The organism is Reyranella sp., assembly GCF_965228225.1.
GTDB lineage: Bacteria > Pseudomonadota > Alphaproteobacteria > Reyranellales > Reyranellaceae > Reyranella.
Map to the genome: position 1 here is coordinate 3845566 of NZ_OZ245801.1, position 20903 is coordinate 3866468.

Annotated in this window: 15 protein-coding genes and 1 pseudogene; 6 read left to right on the forward strand and 10 right to left on the reverse strand. The window is 66.9% G+C overall.

Annotated elements, in window-relative coordinates:
• Positions 1-51: 51 nt before the first annotated feature.
• The 3 genes from cysE to ACO07K_RS18680 all read right to left on the reverse strand — a co-directional run bounded on the left by cysE (position 52) and on the right by ACO07K_RS18680 (position 2513).
• The gene (cysE, locus tag ACO07K_RS18670; RefSeq protein ID WP_422030441.1) at positions 52-861 is read right to left on the reverse strand and encodes a serine O-acetyltransferase; all 810 of its coding nucleotides are present in this window, start codon (positions 859-861) and stop codon (positions 52-54) included.
• Between the two features lie 103 nt (positions 862-964).
• Positions 965-1561 carry an MlaC/ttg2D family ABC transporter substrate-binding protein gene (locus ACO07K_RS18675; protein WP_422030443.1) on the reverse strand — a complete coding sequence of 199 codons (597 nt, stop codon included), beginning with the start codon at positions 1559-1561 and terminating at the stop codon, positions 965-967.
• Between the two features lie 79 nt (positions 1562-1640).
• Positions 1641-2513: an MlaA family lipoprotein gene (locus tag ACO07K_RS18680; protein WP_422030445.1), complete on the reverse strand. Its 873-nt coding sequence runs from the start codon at positions 2511-2513 to the stop codon at positions 1641-1643.
• Positions 2514-2678: 165 nt separating this feature from the next.
• Here ACO07K_RS18680 and ACO07K_RS18685 point away from each other — a divergent pair, with 165 nt between their 5' ends.
• The 3 genes and pseudogenes from ACO07K_RS18685 to metH all read left to right on the forward strand — a co-directional run bounded on the left by ACO07K_RS18685 (position 2679) and on the right by metH (position 8300).
• The gene (locus ACO07K_RS18685; RefSeq protein WP_422030447.1) at positions 2679-3659 is read left to right on the forward strand and encodes an ArsR/SmtB family transcription factor; all 981 of its coding nucleotides are present in this window, start codon (positions 2679-2681) and stop codon (positions 3657-3659) included.
• Complete coding sequence (gene metF, locus ACO07K_RS18690) at positions 3656-4582, forward strand: methylenetetrahydrofolate reductase [NAD(P)H] (protein ID WP_422030449.1); 927 nt, start codon at positions 3656-3658, stop codon at positions 4580-4582. Before ACO07K_RS18685 ends, metF begins: the two co-directional genes overlap by 4 nt.
• Before the next feature lie 11 nt (positions 4583-4593).
• A pseudogene (metH, locus tag ACO07K_RS18695) lies at positions 4594-8300 on the forward strand (methionine synthase).
• Here metH and ACO07K_RS18700 read toward each other — a convergent pair.
• From ACO07K_RS18700 to ACO07K_RS18730, 7 genes are all read right to left on the reverse strand, one after another.
• Positions 8297-9847 carry a PepSY-associated TM helix domain-containing protein gene (locus ACO07K_RS18700; protein WP_422030451.1) on the reverse strand — a complete coding sequence of 517 codons (1551 nt, stop codon included), beginning with the start codon at positions 9845-9847 and terminating at the stop codon, positions 8297-8299. The pseudogene metH and the gene ACO07K_RS18700 sit on opposite strands and share 4 nt — an antisense overlap.
• A gap of 153 nt (positions 9848-10000) precedes the next feature.
• Positions 10001-12412: a TonB-dependent siderophore receptor gene (locus ACO07K_RS18705; protein WP_422030453.1), complete on the reverse strand. Its 2412-nt coding sequence runs from the start codon at positions 12410-12412 to the stop codon at positions 10001-10003.
• A gap of 130 nt (positions 12413-12542) precedes the next feature.
• Positions 12543-13553: a FecR family protein gene (locus tag ACO07K_RS18710; RefSeq protein ID WP_422030455.1), complete on the reverse strand. Its 1011-nt coding sequence runs from the start codon at positions 13551-13553 to the stop codon at positions 12543-12545.
• A gap of 91 nt (positions 13554-13644) precedes the next feature.
• A complete protein-coding gene (locus tag ACO07K_RS18715) occupies positions 13645-14133 on the reverse strand; it encodes a sigma-70 family RNA polymerase sigma factor (RefSeq protein ID WP_422030457.1) in 489 nt (162 codons plus the stop codon).
• A gap of 155 nt (positions 14134-14288) precedes the next feature.
• Positions 14289-16742, reverse strand: coding sequence for a TonB-dependent siderophore receptor (locus tag ACO07K_RS18720; protein ID WP_422030459.1), 2454 nt, complete (start codon positions 16740-16742; stop codon positions 14289-14291).
• 114 nt (positions 16743-16856) lie between these two features.
• Entirely contained in the window at positions 16857-17843 is a 987-nt protein-coding gene (locus tag ACO07K_RS18725; protein WP_422030461.1) for a FecR family protein, read from the reverse strand.
• A gap of 99 nt (positions 17844-17942) precedes the next feature.
• A complete protein-coding gene (locus ACO07K_RS18730) occupies positions 17943-18452 on the reverse strand; it encodes a sigma-70 family RNA polymerase sigma factor (RefSeq protein ID WP_422030463.1) in 510 nt (169 codons plus the stop codon).
• Positions 18453-18598: 146 nt separating this feature from the next.
• Here ACO07K_RS18730 and ACO07K_RS18735 point away from each other — a divergent pair, with 146 nt between their 5' ends.
• The 3 genes from ACO07K_RS18735 to ACO07K_RS18745 all read left to right on the forward strand — a co-directional run bounded on the left by ACO07K_RS18735 (position 18599) and on the right by ACO07K_RS18745 (position 20867).
• Positions 18599-19321, forward strand: coding sequence for a sulfite exporter TauE/SafE family protein (locus ACO07K_RS18735; RefSeq protein ID WP_422036675.1), 723 nt, complete (start codon positions 18599-18601; stop codon positions 19319-19321).
• A gap of 52 nt (positions 19322-19373) precedes the next feature.
• Positions 19374-19895 carry a hypothetical protein gene (locus ACO07K_RS18740; protein WP_422030465.1) on the forward strand — a complete coding sequence of 174 codons (522 nt, stop codon included), beginning with the start codon at positions 19374-19376 and terminating at the stop codon, positions 19893-19895.
• Between the two features lie 105 nt (positions 19896-20000).
• Positions 20001-20867, forward strand: coding sequence for a phytanoyl-CoA dioxygenase family protein (locus ACO07K_RS18745; protein WP_422030467.1), 867 nt, complete (start codon positions 20001-20003; stop codon positions 20865-20867).
• The last annotated feature ends 36 nt before the right edge of the window (positions 20868-20903 follow it).

Here is a 20903-nt window from a genome sequence, read left to right on the forward strand (position 1 = left end):
ATCCCCCGGCCCGATTATGGACGGTGGAGACAGAGGCTCAAGCGGCTGTGATTAGATGCGGTGATCCATGTCGAGGGCCGGTTCCGGCACGTCGACGCAGCCGATGATGCGGGCGGGGACGCCGGCGGCGGTGCAGCCGGCCGGGACGGGGTCGAGCACGACGCTGCCGGCCGCGATCTTCGCACAGGCGCCGATCTCGATGTTGCCCAGCACCTTCGCGCCGGCCCCCAGCAGCACGCCGCGGCGCACCTTGGGATGGCGGTCGCCCCGCTCCTTGCCGGTACCGCCGAGGGTGACGCCGTGCAGCATGGACACGCCGTCCTCGACGACGGCGGTCTCGCCGATCACGACACCCGTGCCGTGGTCGATGAAGATGCTCTTGCCGATCACCGCGCCGGGATGGATGTCGAGGCCGAACAGCGAGCTCGACCGGCTCTGCAGGAAGTGCGCGAGCGTGCGCCGCCCCTCCGTCCACAGCCAGTGAGAGGCGCGGTAGGTCTGCAGCGCGTGATAGCCCTTGAACCACAGCAGCGGGTCGAGATGCGACGTGCAGGCCGGATCGCGATCGGCGACCGCCACGATGTCGGCGCGCGCCGCGAGGCCGATGCCGGGGTCAGACGCCAGCGCCTCGTCGAAGGTCTGGCGGATCAAGGCAGCCGGCACCTCGGTCGTGCCGACGAGCCGCGCCAGATGGTAGCTCAGCGCATTCTCGAAGCGCGGCTGGCTCAGGATCGTGGCGTGGAGGGTCCCGGCGAGGACCGGCTCGGCGGCCGCCGCCGAATGGGCGGCTTCGCGAATACGGTCCCAGACCGGGTCGACCGAACGCAGCTCGGCCGGGTTCTTGGCAATCGCGCTATCCATGGCGCTCTCCTCCGCTCCGCTTTCGCCCCTGCGACGCTCACGGAGCGCTCGCACGCCTCCCGTTGGGAAGACTACGCCGGGCGCCTCAAGCGTGCAATCCGGGCTATCGAGCCGCGCGGGCTTCTAGTTCCAGCACCAGCGGCTCGACCTTCCCGCCGTTGTTCTGGATGTAGGAATTGAAATCCGAACGTCTAGTCATGACCATGCTGACGCCCTCGACCTTCACGTCGGCGATGCGGTCGTTGCGAACTTCCCATTCGAGCTTGATCGGCTGGCCGGTCGTCTGGTTCAGTCGGCTGTCGACGATCGTCACGCCGTTGGCGCGCGGGGTCACCTTGCCGATGGTCAGAGTCTGCCCGCCATACTGGCCGAAGCGCTCGCTGTAGGCCTTGGCCTCGGCGGTGGCGACGGCCTTGAGGAAGCGCGTACGCTCGCTCTCGGTCGCCTGGTTCCAGTGCGTGCCCAAGGCCGACCGGCCCATCGCCGGCATATCGAAATTCGCCTGGAGAACGCCCAGGATCGCAGCCTGGCGGTCGGCGCCGGTCTTGGTCTTCACGATCTCGATGACCTGCTGGGCGGTGCTCTGCACGATCTGTGCGGGATCGGCGGCAATGGCCGGCCCGGCGACGGGCAGGGCAGACAAGATCGCGGCGGTCGCGGCAAGCTGCAAGACGACACGACGAGAGGCGAGCTTCGGCACCGTGCACTCCTATGACGAATTGGGGGAAGCGTTTTAGCGCGGACGCCCGGTCAACGCACCCTTCGCCGGGCGCGTTGCGCTAGCGAACCAGTGCCAGGTTGTCGCGACGCTCCAGCTCCGCGCGGGCATTGGTCTTCTCGCGCTTCTCGCGAATCTGGTCCGCCCGGTTCTGGGTGTAGGCCGAACGCAGCGCCGCATAATAGTCGACGCTGTTCTTTTCGAGATCGTCGAGCGCGAAGATGGTGCGGGAGCGGTAGTCGACGGCGTTCAGGCCGTAACGGCCGATCTGCCAGACGTCCCAGTCGATGGCGAGGTTGAAGGTCAGGATCCGGAACGGATCGACCAGGTAATCCATCATCAGGCCGGTGGCGTCGCGCGCATTGGACGGACCGTAGGCCGGCAGCATCAGGTAGAAGCCGCCATTCTCGGGCTCGACACCCGCCCAAAGGCCGATCGTCTTGCCGAAATCCTCCTTGGTGCGCTCGAGGCCGAAGCTCGAGGCCACGTCGAAGATGCCGGCGACGCCGATGGTCGAATTCACGAGAAAGCGCGCCATGGTGGTGGCGGCGCGATTCGGATCGCCCTGGAAGACCTCGTTGATGGCCGTGACCGGCTCGCCGAGATTGTCGAGCAGGTTGCGCACGCCGGTCTGCGCCCGGTCGGGCACCAGATCGCGGTACATCACCGCCAGCGGCCGGAACGCGATGATGTCGACCGCCCGGTTGATCGAGAAAATGAAGCGGTTCGGGGTCTCCAGCGGATCCCAGACCTCGGCGGCGCCGGTATCACCGGAGGCGCAGCCTCCGACCACGGTTCCGGCGAGGGCGACCGCGACAACAGAGCGGCGGAAGCTGGCAGCAATGGCTCTCGTCACACCGATCATCAACGCCAACCCCGGATGGTTCCGCTGGCCCGGGACGCCGGGCCATAAAAAGCGTGACGCGACGGTCATTCGTCGCACCGCCCGGAGTGTTGCACACGGACGCTGTGGTTTGAAGCAATTCCGGGCCCATTCCCGGCTGCGGTGCTTTTCCATTGTTTCTTGTGTTTCAGGCGCCACAGATCGCGCCGGCAATAATCATTGCAGACATAAAGATATGCTTATATCATTCTTTCCATGGAACACCTCCTCACCCTGCTGCGGGCCGCCGCCGAGGACACACGGCTGCGCATCCTGGCGCTGGCGGCACGCGAGGACCTCACCGTCAGCGACTATGTGAACGTGCTGGGGCAGAGCCAGCCACGCGTCTCCCGGCACCTGAAGCTGCTGGTCGAGGCGGGTCTGCTCGAACGCTTCCGTGAGGCCCAGTTCACGCGATTTCGCCTGACCAGCGGCGGCGAGGATGCCGCTTTGGTGCGCGAATTCGTGCGCCGGCTCGACCCCAAGCACCCGCGGATCGCGACCGACCGGGCCCGGCTGGATGCCGTCCAGCAGCGCCGCCAGACCGCGGCCGCCCGCTTCTTCCGCGACAATGCCCAGCGCTGGGACGAGCTGCGTGCGCTGCACGTCGCCGACCGCGAGATCGAGCGCGCGCTCAGCCATCACCTGCCGGTCGGCGCCCGCCGGCTGCTCGACGTCGGCACCGGCACCGGCCGGCTGCTCGAGGTGCTGGCGCCCAAGGTCGAGCAGGCGATCGGCGTCGACCAGAGCCGCGAGATGCTGGCGCTGGCCCGCGCCAACCTGGCACGCGCCGGCATCGACAATGCCGACATCCGCCAGGGCGACATGTACGCGCTGCCCTTCGAGTCCGACAGTTTCGACGTCGTCACGATCCACCACGTGCTGCACTATGCCGACGACCCCGCCGCGGCGCTCGCCGAGGCCGCGCGCGTCGTGAAGCCGGGCGGCTCGGTCCTCGTCGTCGACTTCTCGCCGCACGACCTGGTCGAACTGAAGCGCGAGCATGCCCACGTCCATCTGGGCTTCGCCGACAATCAGGTGCAGGGCTGGCTGCGCAGTGCCGGCCTCACGCCGCTCGAACCGATCCACTTTCCCGGCCGCCGCCTGATGACGGGCATCTGGCGCGGCGAGCGCGAGCTGCCGGCCCGCTCCACCCCGCGGCCTGCCGCCGTTTCCGCCCATGGAGAATCACGATGAGCCCCGATACCGGTCCGATCGGCAATCCCCTCAGCTCCACCGGGAGCGCGACCGACTTTCCCGCCCGCGCGCCGCAGCGGCTCGCCGTATCCTTCGAGTTCTCGCCGCCGCGCACCGACGCCGCCGAGCAGACGCTCTGGGAGACGGTGAAGCGCCTGACGCCGCTGCATCCGTCGTTCTTCTCGGTGACCTACGGTGCCGGCGGATCGACGCGCCAGCGCACGCATGACACGGTGGCGCGCCTCAAGAGCGAAACCGGAATCGATGCCGCCGCTCACCTCACCTGTGTGGCAGCGACCCAGGGCGAGATCGACGACATCGCACGCGCCTATTGGGATGCCGGCATCCGTCACATCGTGGCGCTGCGCGGCGATCCGCCGGGCGGCATGGGCGGCCAGTACACGCCGCATCCGGGCGGCTATGCCAATGCCGCGGCGCTGGTCGCGGGCCTGAAGAAGATCGGCAATTTCCAGATCAGCGTCGCGGGCTATCCCGAGAAGCATCCCGCCTCGGCCGACGAGAAGGCGGATCTCGAGAACCTGAAGGCCAAGGTCGACGCCGGTGCCGACCGCTGCATCACCCAGTTCTTCTTCGAGGCCGAGGATTTCCTGCGCTTCCGCGACCGCGCGGCGGCAGCGGGCATCGACGTGCCGATCGTGCCCGGCATCATGCCGGTATCGAACTTCCAGGCCGTGAACCGCATCGCCGGCCTCTGCGGCTCGAAGGTGCCGCCGTGGTTCTGCAACATGTTCGACGGGCTCGACGACGATCTCGAAACGCGCCGCATGATCGCCGCCACCGTGGCGGGCGACCTCTGCCGCCGCCTGCGCGACGAAGGCGTCGAGCAGTTCCATTTCTACACCCTGAACCGGGCCGATCTCACCTTTGCGATCTGCCACCTGCTGGGAGTGCGCCCCAAGTGACCAACCGAGCGATGACCCGCGAGGAGAGAGCCGAGCAGCTGCGCGCCATCGGCGCCGAGCGCATCCTGATCAAGGACGGGCCCTATGGCTCGATGATCCAGAGCTACAAGCTCGACGAGGAAGGCTTCCGGGGCGGCCGCACCTTCAACCACGACCAGAAGGGCAACAACGACCTGCTGAACCTGACGCGGCCCGACGTGGTGGGCGAGATCTGCAACGCCTATCTCGACGCCGGCGCCGACATCGTGGCGACCAACACGTTCAACTCGAACTCGATCAGCCTGTCCGACTACGGCATCACCGGCATGGCGCGAGAGATCAACGTCGCCGCGGCGAAGCTGACCCGCGCCTGCGCCGATGCCGCCACGGCGCGCGATCCGTCCAAGCCGCGCTTCGTGGCCGGCGCGCTCGGGCCGACCAACAAGACGCTATCGGTGTCGCCCAAGGTCAGCGATCCCGGCTTCCGCGCCGTCACCTTCGACGAGGTGAAGGACATGTATCGCGAGCAGATCGACGGGCTGCTCGACGGCGGCGTCGACTTCATCCTGGTCGAGACGGTGTTCGATACCTTGAACGCCAAGGCCGCCCTCGTCGCCGTCGACGAGGCGGGCGAGGCACGCGGTGAGGTCCTCCCGGTGATGGTGTCGATGACGCTCACCGACCTTGCCGGCCGCAACCTCTCGGGCCAGACGGTCGAGGCCTTCTGGCATTCGGTGCGGCATGCCAAGCCCATCACCATGGGCCTGAACTGCAGCTTCGGCGCCACCGAGCTCCATCCCTACGTGCAGGCACTGAACCCGCAGGTCGACAGCATGCTCTGCATCTATCCCAATGCCGGGCTGCCCAACGAGCTCGGCGCCTACGACGAGCCGCCGGAAATGACCGGCAAGCTGGTCAAGGGCTGGGCGGAAAACGGCTGGATCAACGTGGTCGGCGGCTGCTGCGGCACGACGCCCGCCCACATCAAGGCGATCGCCGAGGCGGTCAAAGGCATCACGCCGCGCACCTGGCATGTCCTGCCGCCCGCGCTGCGTCTCAGTGGCATGGAACCGGCGAGTTTCTTCTAATGGCTCAGGATATCGATATCGACAGCAAGCCGGCGCCGCGGGCGATGTTCATCAACATCGGCGAGCGCACCAACGTCACGGGCTCGGCCCGCTTTAAGAAGCTGATCCTCGAGGGCGACTACACGGCCGCCATCGAGGTCGCGCGCCAGCAGGTCGAGAGCGGCGCGCAGATCATCGACATCAACATGGACGAGGGACTGCTCGATGCCGAGCTGGCGATGGACACGTTCCTGAAGCTGATCGCCGCCGAGCCCGACATCGCCCGCGTGCCGATCATGATCGACAGCTCCAAGTGGAGCGTGATCGAGGCCGGCCTCAAGTGCGTCGCCGGCAAGCCGATCGTGAACTCGATCTCCATGAAGGAAGGCATCGAGCCGTTCATCGCCCATGCCCGCAAGGTCCGCCGCTACGGCGCCGCGGTCGTGGTCATGGCCTTCGACGAGAAGGGCCAGGCCGACACCAAGGAGCGCAAGGTCGAGATCTGCGCCCGTGCCTACGAGATCCTGGTGAACCAGGTGGGCTTCCCCGCCGAGGACATCATCTTCGATCCCAACGTCTTCGCGGTGGCGACGGGCATCGAGGAGCACAACAACTACGGCGTCGACTTCATCGAGGCGACGCGCGAGATCAAGAAGCGCTGCCCCGCCGCCAAGATTTCCGGCGGCGTCTCCAACCTGTCCTTCGCCTTCCGCGGCAACGAGCCGGTGCGCAAGGCGATGCATTCGGTGTTCCTCTATTATGCCATCCAGGCGGGCATGGACATGGGCATCGTCAATGCCGGCCAGCTCGAGGTCTACGACCAGATCCCGCAGGAACTCCGCGATGCCTGCGAGGACGTGATCCTCAACCGCAATCCCAACGCCACCGAGCGGCTGCTCGAGCTGGCGCCCAAGTACAAGGGCACCGGCGAGGTCGCCGAGACGCAGGACGCCGAGTGGCGCAGCTGGCCGGTCGAGAAGCGGCTGGAGCATGCGCTGGTCAAGGGCATGGACCAGTTCGTGGTCGCCGACACCGAGGAGGCGCGGCTGCAGATCGCGCGGCCGATCGAGGTGATCGAGGGCCCGCTGATGGCCGGCATGAACGTGGTCGGCGACCTGTTCGGCGCCGGCAAGATGTTCCTGCCGCAGGTGGTGAAGAGCGCCCGCGTCATGAAGAAGGCGGTGGCGCACCTGCTGCCCTACATCGAGGCGCAGAAGACGGCGGGCTCGCGGCCCAAGGGCAAGATCGTCATGGCGACGGTCAAGGGCGACGTCCACGACATCGGCAAGAACATCGTCGGCGTGGTCCTGCAGTGCAACAACTTCGAGGTCATCGACCTCGGCGTCATGGTGCCGTTCCAGGATATCCTGAAAAGTGCCAACGACAACAAGGCCGACATCATCGGCCTTTCCGGCCTGATCACGCCGTCGCTCGACGAGATGGTGACGGTGGCCGAGGAGATGACGCGCCAGGGCATGAACCTGCCGCTGCTGATCGGCGGCGCCACGACCTCGAAGGTCCACACGGCCCTTCGCATCGCGCCGCGCTACAACGGCACCACCGTGCACGTGCTCGACGCCTCGCGCGCCGTCGGCGTCTGCTCGGCGCTCGTCTCGGAGTCGGGCTCGCAGGCCGAGGATTTCGCGATCAAGGTCGCGGCCGAGTACGAGGCGATTCGCGTGGAACGCGCGGGCGGCACCAAGGAGAAGGTGATCGCGCTCGAGGCGGCACGCGCCAACGACTTCAAGATCGACTGGTCCGCCTATACGCCGCCCAAGCCGGCGGTGACCGGCACGCGCGTCTTCGCCGAGTATCCGCTGCACGAGCTGGTCGAACGCATCGACTGGACGCCGTTCTTCCGCGCCTGGGAGCTGGCGGGCAACTATCCGGCGATCCTCGAGGATCCCGTGGTCGGCGACAGCGCCAGGAAGCTCTACGCCGACGCGCGCAAGATGCTCGACCTGATCGTGCGCGAGAAGTGGCTGACGGCCAAGGGCGTGGTCGCCTTCTGGCCGTGCCGCCGTGAGGGCGACGACGTGGTGCTCTACAGCGACGACACGCGCACCAAGGAGATCTCGCGGCTCTACTTCCTGCGCCAGCAGATCGAGAAGCGAGCGCCGCGCGCCAACATGTGCCTGGCCGACTTCATCTCGCCCGAGGCCGATTGGATCGGCGGCTTCGCCGTCACCGCCGGCCACGGCATCGAGGAGCATCTCGCGCGCTTCAAGGCCGACCACGACGACTATTCGGACATCCTGCTGAAGGCGCTGGCCGACCGTCTGGCCGAAGCCTTCGCCGAGCGCCTGCACGAGCGTGTGCGCAAGACCCTGTGGGGCTACGCGCCCGACGAGGCGCTCACCAACGACGAGCTGACGCGCGAGAAGTATCGCGGCATCCGCCCGGCGCCGGGCTATCCCGCCTGCCCCGACCACAGCCAGAAGCCCGAACTGTTCCGGCTGCTGAACGCCGGCCAGAACGCCGGCATCCAGCTCACCGAGAGCTTCGCGATGATCCCGACCTCGGCGGTCTCGGGCTACTACTTCGCCCATCCCGAGGCGCAGTATTTCGGCGTCGCCCGCATCGGCAAGGACCAGGTCGAGGACTATGCCAAGCGCCGCGGCGTTTCGATCGAACAGGCCGAGCGCTGGCTGCGGCCGAACATCGGCTACTAGAGGGCGGATAGCCGTCCCGGCGTCGTTGCGGCTCGCCGTCTCGCTTTCCTGGCAAGTCGCAGCGCCGCGTGTCCGGCGATCGCGGCACCGGCCAGGAGCAGCAGGTCCATGCCGGCGATGGCCCTGAGATGGGCCGTAGCGAGGCTCGTGCCGAGATGATGGCCGGTCGTGATCCAGTTGAGGATGACGGCAGCCACGGCCAGGCCTGCGATCGTCCCGCTCTGTTCGAGCCATGCCTTACCCGGCCGTAGCCAGGCATGGGAGAACGTCGCGACCCAGACGATGTAGAAGGTCCAGACCTCCAGCGCGGCACGGTCCTCACCCAGGAACGTCGCACCGAGCGGCAACAGCCGGTTGACGACGAAGAAGGCCAGCGTGGCAACGACGATGCCGGTCACGGAGCCGACGGCGATTCCCTCGACCACGCGAGCGCCGCGCAACCCGAGCCGTTCGTGCGTCGTCCGCCGCGATTCGAGCCAGAACAGATAGCCGGTCGCAATCAGCAGGCATCCCGTCAGGCCAAGGGCGAAATACACCCAGCGCAGTGTCCAGTGCCGGAACTGGATGAAGTGCAGGCCTGAAATGAATCGCTGCGCGTTCAAGACCGGCGCCGCCGTGTACGTGTACAGCACCGCTCCGGTGGCCGCGTCGAAATGAACGAGATCGAGATTCATCGTCACGGCATCATCGTATGAGCGGCGGATCTCGACATACGAATTGGCGTCACCGGGGTGCCATACACGGACGAAGAAGGGCTTTCCGCCCCCCCACAGGCGCGAAGCTTCTAGAACCAGGCTGTCGAGCGAGACCGCGCTTGTGGCCGGCGCGCCGGCCTTGGGACGAGTGTAGTTTCCGAACGCTTCCTGGTTGAAGCTCCGGCGGTCGCCGCCATAGGCGAGTTCCGTGGTCGACGGGAAGTAGATCGAGAAAAAGATGATCAGGCCCGACAGCGAAATGATGAAGTGAAACGGCAGGCCGAGGACGCCCGTGACATTGTGCAGATCGAGCACCAGGCGCCTCGGCTGCTTGTCGGCCCGGAAGGTGAAGAACTCCGTGAAGATCTTGCGATGGATGACGACGCCCGACACGCAGAGCGCCAGCATCGCCATGGCGGCCAGGCCGACGATCCAGTACCCCAGCGACCAGGCGCGGATGTTCAGGCTGTAGTGGAAGGGGAAGATGAACCCCGTCCCAGCCAGCGTGCCCTCCTCAGGCATCAACTTCAGGGTCGCAGGATCGATGCTGCGCTGAATGAAGGGTCCGCTCGTCCCGCGGTACCCGATGCGCACGGCCGGCTCCCGCTCCGTCGGGAAACGCATGAACCACTGGACCGTGTCGCCAACGAGGGGCTTCAGCTCACCGGCAACCGCATCGACCGAGAGGGGCTGCACCGCCTCGACCCGCGTGCTCGGCTTCATCCAGAGGTCGATCTCCCGATCGAAGACCGAGAGGGTCCCCATCCAGAAGATGGCAAACAGGACCCCGCCCAGGACGACGCCCGCCCAAGTATGCAGCCAGTTCATGGACGCGCGAAATGTCGGCTCCACGTCAGTTTTCCGTCAAATTTGCACGCGCCCGCAATGACTGCTCCCGGTACCACCCTACATAAGACGACTGGGACGGACGTTTTTCCCGCCGGGACGCCCAATTTTTCGAGGGCGCGGCGATCCACTCTCCGCCCCGTCAGGGTCAGTCCCATCTCAGAAGTCGGCGGATAGCGAGACGAGGACGGTACGCGGCGCGCCCATGGCCAGGCCGAACAGGGAATTCGCCGATTCCCAGTAGTTGTTGTTGCCGACGTTCAGGACGTTGAGCTTGGCGCTGAGCGGCCGGCCCTGCACTTCGAAGCCGTAGCGCGCACCGACATCGAAGCGGACCCAGCTCGGGATCTGCTGGGTATTGGCGTTGTCGTAGTACTGCGCGCTGGTGTAGATCGCGCGCCCCGTCAGGGTGAGACCGCGAATCCAGGGCGTGTCCCATTCCAGCCCGACGTTCAGCTGCACGTCCGGCACGCCCGTGGCGACCTTGCCGTCGGTGAGAGCATTGCCGGTCTTCTGCAGGCGACCCTGCAGGAAGGTCACGCCGCCCAGCACGCGCACCTGGTCGGTCAGCAACCCCATCGCATTCAGCTCGATACCGCGGTTGCGCTGCTCGCCGTCGGCCGAGAACGTGTTGTTCGACGCATTGGCGATGCCGCTGGGCTGGGTGATCTGGAAAAGCGCCAGCGTGGTGATCAGGCGTCCCCAGTCGACCTTGGCGCCTATCTCGAACTGGCTCGATACGAAGGGCGGCAGGACCTGGCCGGCATTGGCGAAGTTCGCGGGAACGATGCTGCCCGGCTGAAGGCCCTGCATGTAACTGCCGTAGAAGGAGACGTTCTCCCACGGCTTGAAGACGACGCCGACAGCTGGCGTCAGCGCGCCGCTGGAGTAGCTGCCGGTCAGCACACCGGAGGCGTTGTTGTAGTTGTTGCTCTCGATCTGCTGCTGGCGCAGGCCCCAGATCAACTGCACGCGGTCGTCGGCTCCCGACATCGTGTGGCCGAAACCATAGCTGTAGGCGAGGGAATCGCTGGCGCGATTGGGGTTGAGGAACGGGACGTTGGGCGCCGCGACGAAAGTCGGATTGTAGATGTTGGAGGTGACGGTCGTCAGCGTGGGATACTGGTTCGACGTGACAGTGAACTGCCGGTTGGCGACCAGCGATACCTGATGATGGATCGGCCCGGTGTCGAAGCGACCGCGTATCCCGACCTCTTCGCTATCGGTCTGGTTGAGAAACGGAATGTACTGGATCGGGTTCGCGAGATTGCCCATCGCATTGGTGATCGTCGGCCGCCCACCGATGGTGTTCGAGCGGGTCGTGCGGCCCCCCAGCACACCATAGACCGTCCACTCTTCGGAGATATCGAACTCGCCGCGCAAGCTGCCGAACCTGTCCTCGATGTCCGAATAGCTCCAGGGCTGCGCCACGTTGGAGGTGGCGCTCGGCGCCGCCGGAATAGCGATGCCTGGATTGATGCCGAAATTGCGGAAGGCCGCCGTCGCATACTGCCGCTGGTATCCGAGGTCGACCGCCAGCCGCGCCCGTTCGCCGCGATAGTCGAGCGCGAGCGCCAGAAGGCCCATCTCCTGCGACTGATTCTGCACCGCCGTGTTGCCGCCGCGATAACTGCCGTTGAAGCGGACGCCCCACTCCTTGTTGTCGCCGAAGCGGCGGCCGACATCGACATGACCGCCGAACTGGCTGTTCATGGCGTAGGTTGCGGTGGCCCGCGTGATCGGCGTCTCCACCGCGCGCTTCGGGACAATGTTCAGCATGCCGCCGATGCTGCCTTGCGGCGGCATGCCGCTCACCAGTGCGCTGGGACCAAGCAGCAACTCGACACGCTCGACGAAATCGGCGCTGATCGTCTGTCCCGGCAGAACGCCATAGAGGCCGTTGAACGAGACGTCCCAGGGCGCGACGAAGAAGCCGCGTATGTAGGTGCTCGGCACGAACGATGTTTCCGACGTCGCCATTCGTACCGAGGGATTGTTCGCCAGCACCTCGGTGACCGTCCGGGCCTGCTGGTTCTCGACGGTCTCGGCGGTATAGCTGGTCTGGCTGAACGGCGTGTTCATGACGCCCTTGTTTCCGAAGAGGCCAAGCTGTGCGCCGGTTGCGACCTGGCCGCCGGCAAACGGCGGCGGGACATTGTCGATGATGGCCTGCGGCGGCACCGCCACGCCCTGCACCTGGACCGGGTCGAGTTGCAGCGCATCGGTGCTTTGTCCCGAGCGCTGAAGCGCGATCGTCGCGCCCGACGTCGTGAAGATCAGGCCTGTGCCGGCAAGCAGCTGCCGCAGCGCCTCTTCGAAGCCGAACGTTCCCTGGATACCGGGCGTGGAGAGGCCGCGCACAAGGGCGGCATCGACGGTGATCTGGCGGCCCGATTGCTGCCCGAATAGGACGAGCGCACTGGCGAGATTTTGTTGTGCGATGCTGTAGACGCGCTGCCCGCTCGATTGCGCGGTCTCCACGGTTGGGACGACGACCTGCGCCCGGACCATCTCGCCATTCAATGTCATCGCCGCCAAGAGGGACATCGTCCCCGTCACGCTCTTCTTCACGCCGAACTCCATCTCCCACGCGGGAACCGGCGCGATGGCGGCGGCTCGTCCGTCTGGACGTCGCAGCCTGCTCCCCTACCAATGCAACGACGCGGCGGGAGCGGATTCTAAAAATAGTGGCTGACGTAGATCAGTCGGCAGAGACAACTAGGAGCCACGGCGTGACGCGGCGAACCTTCGCCCCGTGCGCTCGGGCGATCCCGCGCAGCGCTTCCTCGGGATCGGCGAGGTTGTAGACGCCGGTGATGCGGCGCGTGGCCAGCGACGCATCCGTCAGGATGATGGATCCGTCGTAGTAGCGGCGGAGCTGGTCGACCGCGTCCTGCAGGCTCCGGTCCTCCGCGAGGAGCTGGCCGTTGCGCCAGCCGGCGACGAGCTGCGGCGCCTCCTTGGCCCGCTGCGAATATCCGTTCCAGCCCACGCGGATGACATCGCCAGCCGTCAGGCGCTCCGCCGTGTCCGACAGGGCCAAGGCGACCTGCACGACGCCTTCCTGAACGGCGACGGTAACGCCGTCACTGTCGCGACGGACGTCGAAGCTCGTGCCCAGCACCGTGGTGCGGACGGAGTCGGCCTCGACAACGAACGGTCGCGCCGGATCGGGCTTCACCTGGAAGAAGGCCTCACCCGCGATCAGCCGTACCTGTCGCTCGCCGCCATTGAACGTGACCGCGATCGCACTGGCCGCCGCCAGCGTCACCGTGCTGCCGTCTTCAAGATAGAAGCTGCGCAGCTCGGCCGTGGAGGTGAGATGGTCGGCCTGCAGGCGCAGCAACGCCGCCGGCATCACGGCGATTGCGACCGCCGCTGCGGCAACGCCGCCCAGGGCAGCCAGCGCCCAGCGGCGCTTCACCCAGTCGAACAGACCACCGCCTGCGCGTCGGGGTTGCGGATGGGCTTCGCGGCGCCGCTGTGCCACGAAGGGTTGCCATTTGTCGGCATGCACGGGCGCAACCGCACCCGCCATGTCTGTCACCCGTGCCGTCGCCTCCCACGCCGAACCGTTCAGCGGGCTCGCGTCGCGCCATGCATCGAACCGTTGGCGAAGGGCGCGATCCTCCGGCTCTTCGCGCAAGACGATCAACCACTCCGTGGCCTCGCGCGAGGCACGTTGGCGTGCCGGGTCCGTCTTCGTCTCCATCCCTTCTCCCAAGCCGGCCAGCCCTCGCGATCGGCTGCGAGCATGGTCCTATCCCGTCAACGAAACAGCGGAAGCGGATTCTAGAAATAAATCACGACCAGCCCAGCCGTTCCTTGCAGTGCTGGACGGCGTCGGCCACCAACACCCCGGCGAGAGGCAGGGAGATTTGCAGGAACTCGGCGATCTCCCGCAGCTTGCTGCCGCCGAAGCGGTGCATTTCGAAGGCGATACGCGTGCGTTCCGGCAACTCGTCGAGAGCGACACTCAACATCCGAAGCTGGTCGCGATAGAGCGCCTCGGCCTCGGGTGTCGCGGGTTTGTCCGGGGAAGCGGCGGCCGCCACGTCGAGCTCGACCGGGGCGAATATCCTCTGCTCCCGCGCGCCGCGCCGCTGACCGTCGAGCGCCAGATTGCGGACGATCCGATAGAGATAGCCCAGCGGCTCGGCTAGCAGCCGTTGCCGTGCGACCTCGTCGAAGCGTAGCCACGCCTCCTGCACCAGGTCCTCTGCCTGAGTCCTCGATCCGACGATGCCGGCCGCATAATCGACCAGCTCCTGCCGATGCTCGACGAACAGCAAGTTTGCGTTTGTAGACAAAGGCGCGCCATCTCCCGGTTCTCTCCCGTACCGCAGATGCGAATGGCTCGCAAATAGAAACGCGCCGCGCGTTCAGTTCGAGGGCGCGCAGGACATGGGCGCGATCTGCCAACCGCGAGGCGGCCGCCAGCGGGGCCTCAGAAATCCGCCGTCATCGCGAGCCTGAAGGTCCGGGGCGCGCCGAGATACATCAGGGAAGAGTTCGTGCCGCCTGCCCAATAATTGGAATCGAGCACGTTCTCGACATTGAACCGGGCGACTAGCAGCTTGCCCTTGGCTCCCGGATTCTCGAACGCGTAGCGAGCGCCGAGATCGAAGCGGGTCCACTCCGGAAGGCTGCGGCGCGGCGACAGCGTATCGATGAACTGCGAGCCGGTGTAGGTCGCGCGCCCCGTCAACGTCAGTCCCCTCACATGGGGCAGATCCCATTCGCCGCCGATGTTGAACTGCGCACCCGGCGAGAACGGCGCGATCCAGCCGTCGGTCAGCCCGCCCTGCGTCTTCGTCAGCACGGCGTTGAGCAGCATGGCGCCGCCGAGCACGCGGAAGCCGTCGGTCACTTCGCCGAAGAAGTTCAGCTCGAAGCCCTGGTTGACCTGCTCGCCACCCAGATACTGCGTGTTGGCCGCGACGTTGGTGAGAATGCTCGGCTGCGAGATCTGAAAGAAGCTGGCGGTCGTGGTGAACTTGCCCCAGTCGACCTTGATGCCGGCTTCGTATTGCGTGGACTGGTAGGGTGGGAAGATCTCGCCGGCATTCACGAATGGCTGCGGAACGACGGCGCCCTGCTGCAGGCCCTGGATGAAGTTGGCGTAGAAGGAGACGTTGTCCCAGAACGGCTTGACGACCAGCGCCACCGAAGGGCTGAACGCGCTCTGATCGTAGCTCGACGTCTGCGCGCCGCTCACGACATTGAAGTTCGCCGCTTCGACCCGCTGGAAACGGCCACCGACGGTGAGCTGGACGCGGCCGTTGGCGCCGGAAAGCGTATCGGCGATGCCGATGCTGGTGAGACGGGATGTCGAGGTCTTGTGCGGCGCCGGTGTCGCGATATCCGGTCGGGCGATCGTCGTGGGATTGTAGATGTTGGTGGCGAAGCCTGCCCCCTGAACGATCGTGTCCTGGCCTTCCTCCTGCGCGAAGGTCGTCGCGGTGACGGCGAACTGATGGTTGATGGGGCCGGTATCGACGATCGCGCGGACCCCCGCGGTCGCCGTGAAGGTCGACTTATAGGCGGTGAAGTTGAACGGCGCGGCGGCGGTGGCGTCTCCGTCGAAATTCGTGATCGTCGTCAGGACGGAATACATGCCCCTGAAGCGGGTGTCGCGGGCGCCGGCCGCGACATAGGCCGTGACGTTATCAAGGAGATCGGCTTCCGCGCGGGCCGCCCCGAACACGTCCTTGCGCTCGACATATCCCCAAGGCTGCGCCGTCGGATTGGTGCGCGCACTCGGCGCCCCCGGCAGGGCCACGCCGTCGGCGAGGCCGAGATAGGGAGAAGCTCCGGCCATGTATTGCGACTGGAATCCGAAGTCGCCCGAAAGCCGGACGCGCTCGCCGCGATAGTCGACGCCGAGCGTCGCGAGGCCCCTCTGCTCGGAATTGTACTGAAGCTCCGTCTGGCCTGCCCGGAACACCCCGTTGGCGCGGACGCCGAACTGTTTGTCCTCGCCGAAGCGGCGGGCGAAGTCGACATGTCCGCCGAGCTGGCCGGCCGAGATGTAGTTCGCCGTCGCCTCCGTGAGCGGGGCCTCGGGCGCGCGCTTGGGAACCACGTTGACCGTACCGCCGATATCGCCGGTTGGCGGCACGCCGTTCAGCATGACGCTCGGGCCTTTCAGGACCTCGACATGCTCCGCCAACTCGGCCATCGGCGAAAAGCCCGGCAGCACGCCGTACAGTCCACCATAGGACCAGCCCAGGGGATCGACGGCAAATCCCCTGATGCGCAGCCCCTCCGTACCGACGTTGAAATTGCCGCGCGAACTTCGCACGGACGGATCATCGGCCAGAACGTCGACGATCGTCTTGGCCTGCTGATCCTGCGCCTTCTTCGCGGTGTAGCTCGTCTGGTTGAACGGCGTGTCCATGACGGAGCGGTTACCCAGCAGGCCGAGCTGGCCCCCGGTCGCGACCTGCCCGCCCGCATAAGGCGGCGGCAGGTTGTCGATCATCGCCTGCTGCGGAACACTGAAGCCCTGCACCTGCACCGGGTCGAGCTGCACCGCACCGCTGTCGGAGAGGCGCTGCAGCATCGCGGTGTTGCCGGTGATGCGATAGACGATGCCGGTTCCGGCCAGCAGCCGGTCGAGCGCCTGCGCCGGCGTCATGGCGCCGCTCGCGCCCGGCGAGGAGACGCCCTGGGCCATGCCGGCGCTGATCGAGACCTGCATGCCCGACTGCTGGCCGAAAGCGGCGAGGGCGCCGGCAAGGGGCTGCGGCGGAATGTCGAAGCTGCGTTGTTGCGCCTGGACGATGCCGATACCGGGTTCGGATTGAGCAGACGCCTCACTGCCCACAACCGTCACCGTCGCCAGTGCCAATGCAACGCCCTGCAGGGCCTGCCTGGCCCGTCCCCCGACAACCGCCATCGTACTCTCTCCCAACGATATGGCGCGGCGACCGGGTCTGCGGCGGCGTCTCAGATCGGCGCGTGGTCAATCAACGTCCGGCGCCGGCGTAGTTTTTGAAAAAAGTTCGCGCGCTCAATTCGTGGAGACGACGATCAGCCAGGGAGACACTTGGCGGACGACGCCGCCATGCACACCGGCGGCCGCACGCAGGGCTGCAACCGGATCGTCGAGATTGTAGACGCCGGTGACGCGCTGTCGGGCCAGCGCGCCGTCGGTGACGAGCACGACGCCTTGGAACGAACGGCCCACTTCGTCGACGATGTCCGCGATCGCACGATCGCGGGCGACGATTTGCCCTCTCTGCCACGCCGCGACTTCGGTGGGCGGCACGGTCCCGCGCGCGACGTCGGCGCCCCGCTCGACCCTCGCCCAATCGCCGGCCTTCAAGCGCTCGGAGACAGCGGGTGCAGCCGCTCGATCGACACGCACCTCGCCCTGGCGCACCGCGACGAACGCCCCGTCTGCCAGCAGCCGTACATCAAACACCGTGCCGAGCACGGTCGTCTCGACGCCGCCGGCCTCGACACGAAACGGGTGCGCGCTGTCGGGTACGACCTCGAACAGCGCTTCTCCGCGCAAGAGCCGCACGCCGCGGCTGCCAGCGCCCAGCACCTCAATGGCACTGCTGGGCGCCAGCCGGACCGAAGACCCGTCGTCGAGCATGACCGACCGGCTTTCGGCAACGGAGGTCACGTGGTCGGCCTGCCACTGCAGGAGGAGACCGGGCAGGATCACCAGAGCGAGGCAGGCCGCGAGCGCCAGCGCCGCGACCGGGAGCAGGAAGCGCCGACGTCGCGCACGGGCGCCGTCCAGCCGCGTGACGGACGCAACGGTAGGCGGCCGGGACTCACGGGCAGCGCGATGGGCGACATAGGCCGGCGCCCCGAGCGCGTCGTAGACGTCGGACACGCCAGACCAGGCGACCGCATTCTCGGGACTCTCGGCGAGCCACGTCTCGAAGCGCCGGCGCAGGTCGACATTGTCCGGCTCTTCCTCCAACGCGAGCAGCCAGTGGGCCGCCGCGACCGAGGCATCCTGCTGGTCCTTGTCGATCGACATGTCCGTCCTTGGCCAGAGGGGCCACCGATTTCAGGGCATCCGCACGCCCACGTCACACTAGACGCCGCGGCGGTCGAAAAATTTTGGAAAGATCTTGGGCTACCGGTCTGCGCTCATCCGGCGGTGACAATGCGCCAGCCCTTCGGCCACGATCTGGTAGGCAACCGGGACCGACACGCCCAGGCGGGCCGCTATTTCCTTGAGCTTGCAGCCCTCGATCCGCCGCATCTCGAGGGCGATGCGGGTCCGCTCGGGCAGTTCCTCCATCGCCTCGATCAGCCGGCGGATATCCTGGCGCGCCGAAGCCTGTACCTCGGGCGATGCCAGGCCGTCGGCCAGCGATTCCGCTTCGGACAGGCTCTCGCTGCCAACCACGCGCTCCCGCGCCATGCGGCGGCGGCAATCGACCGAGAGGTTGCGCACGATGCGATAGAGATAGCCGACCGGCTCCTCCAGCGGGCCCTTGGCCATCGCCGAGACGAACCGCAGCCACGCCTCCTGGACGACGTCCTCGGCACGCGCATGATCGCCGACGATGCCGCTCGCATAGCTCGTCAGCGCATGTCGATGCGCCGCGTACAATGCCAAGGCCGTCGGCTCGCCACCCAAGCTGCGCACTCCAGTTGCGAATTATTCGCAAATCGCGTTATAGGCCCCGCTGGACACGCGCGGCAAGAGACATCGCGTGCCGCGGAGAATCCCGCTAAGAGCGCGCACCTCTTCCCCTCGTGCGGACGAGGTTGGGAGACGCGATGCTGAGCTACGCCCTCGTCCTGTTCGTCGGATTCATCGCCGGGACGGTGAGCGGCATCGTGGGCACTGGCGCGACCGTCATCCTGCTGCCGGTGCTGGTCATGGTCTTCGGGCCGCGCGAAGCCGTGCCGATCATGGCGGTCGTCGCGCTGATGTCGAACTTCGCCAAGATCACGGCCTGGTGGCGCCACATCGACTGGCACGCCGCCGCGGCCTACGCAGCCGGCGGCATTCCCGCCGCCGCACTGGGCGCCCGCACCCTGCTCGCCCTGCCCGAGAACACCGTCGAGACCGCACTCGGACTCTTCTTCCTCGCCATGATCCCGGGCCGACGCTGGCTCGCCCGGCGCAACATCGCGCTGGGCTATGGCGGCATGTTCGCGGCCGGGATCGTGATCGGCTTCCTGACCGGCATCGTGGTTTCGACCGGACCGCTCAGCGTGCCCGCCTTCGCCGCGCACGGACTCGTCAAGGGCGCGTTCATCGCCACCGAAGCCGCGGGCTCGCTCGCGCTCTACATCAGCAAGGCGATCACCTTCCAGGCCTTCGGCGCGCTGCCCACCGACATCATGGCGAAGGGATTGATCACCGGCTCCTCGGTGATGGCCGGCACCTATCTCGCGCGGCTGATCGTCGAACGCCTGAGCGTCGCCGCCTTCCAGTACATGCTCGACATCGTGATGGCCGTGTCGGGTATCGCGCTTCTTTGGCAGGCGCTGCGGTAGACGCGCGCGAATTTGATTGGCAAGGAGGCACTCCCCTTCAAGGAGACCGACGATGGCAATTACGACGAAGCAGGAACTGCGGGCCCTCACCGAGAGCGAGCGCGAACTGGTGGGCATGTCGGCCGTGCGCGCCGCGCGCGCTCTGACCGACACCGAACTCAACCGGCTGGTGAAGCGCCTGCGCACGCGCCGCGACCGCGCGCGCACAGTGGCCGACCGGCAGCGCCGCGAGATGCGCGGCAAGGCGCGCCCGCGCGGCGCGACGCCGCCGAAGGCCGACGAGGGATCCATTGTGAAGCTCGAGGTCCTGTCGGCAGCGCTGGCTCGCATCGAGACGGAGACGGCGCGCCGCGGCGAGATCAAGGCGAAGGCCGACCTGGTCGCCAGCGCAAAGAAGGCGCTGGCGCTGAAGCAGAAGGCCAAGACGGCCAAGACCCCGGCGAAGGCCAAGGGCCCCGCCAAGGTCGTTCGCGGCAAGGCGCGTGTCGCCGTCGAGAACCACGTGCCGGGATCGGTGCGCGGCAGCGTCCGCAAGCAGGGCGCGCGTACCCAGGCGAAGCGCGACGCGCGCTAAAGGCCCCTGCCGGGCACGACTTCGCCCGGCCGCCAGGCGAGAGGCCGCCGCCGACACGGGCGGCGGACCGCGCTAGGCTGGCAGCAGGCTTCCAGGGAGGAACGCATGCTGGCCAACACCACGCGCACACTCACCGAGGCACAGCGCGAGCAGTGGGCCGTCGACGGCTACCTGCAAATCGAAGGCGCGCTGTCCCCGGCCGAAGTGGATTTCTTTTCGAATTTGCTCGACGACAAAGTTCGCCCCGAGCCGGGCTATGAGCCCGCGCCGGGTGCGCTGCCGCGCGGCCACTATGCGTGGAAGCTGCCCGACCAGAACAACGACGCGTTCATGGACCGGCGCGACCTGCTGCCCTATCACCAGGCCTTCATCGACCTGATCGACCGGCCGGCGATCTTCGACCTGATCCTCGACCTGATGGGCCCCTACATCCAGTTCTCGATGAGCCAGGCGATCGTGCGTGCCTCAACCGACACCTTCCCGGGCTACACCCACACCGACGGCGGGCAGGCGCAGAAGGCGATCCGCGTCAGCGAGACCAGCCGGCCGCTCGCCGTGAAGGTCATGTATCTGCTGACCGACGTGACCGGCCCGGACAGCGGCAACTTCACGGTTTTCCCCGGCAGTCATCTGCGCAGCTTCCCGGAGCGCGCCGAGCGTGTGCCCCATCCCGGCATGCCGGGCGCCGTACCGCTGCTCGGCAAGGCGGGCGACGCCTACGTCTTTCCGCACGCGCTGTGGCACGGGCCCTCCCCCAACCATTCCGGCAAGGCACGCAAGACGCTGCTCTACAACTACTGTCAGATGTTCATGCGCGCCTACGATTTCAGCGGCCCCTACACGGCGATTCTCGACCGCTGCACGCCGCGCCAGCGCCGCCTGCTGGGCGACCTCGGCCACGATTTCAGGCCCGGCGACTTCTTCTACGCGCCAGAGGATCAGGAAGCGGTGATGACGGGCGCCGGGCCTTGAGTCGTGGTAGTGGCTGTCTCCCGGACGGGCCCCCTG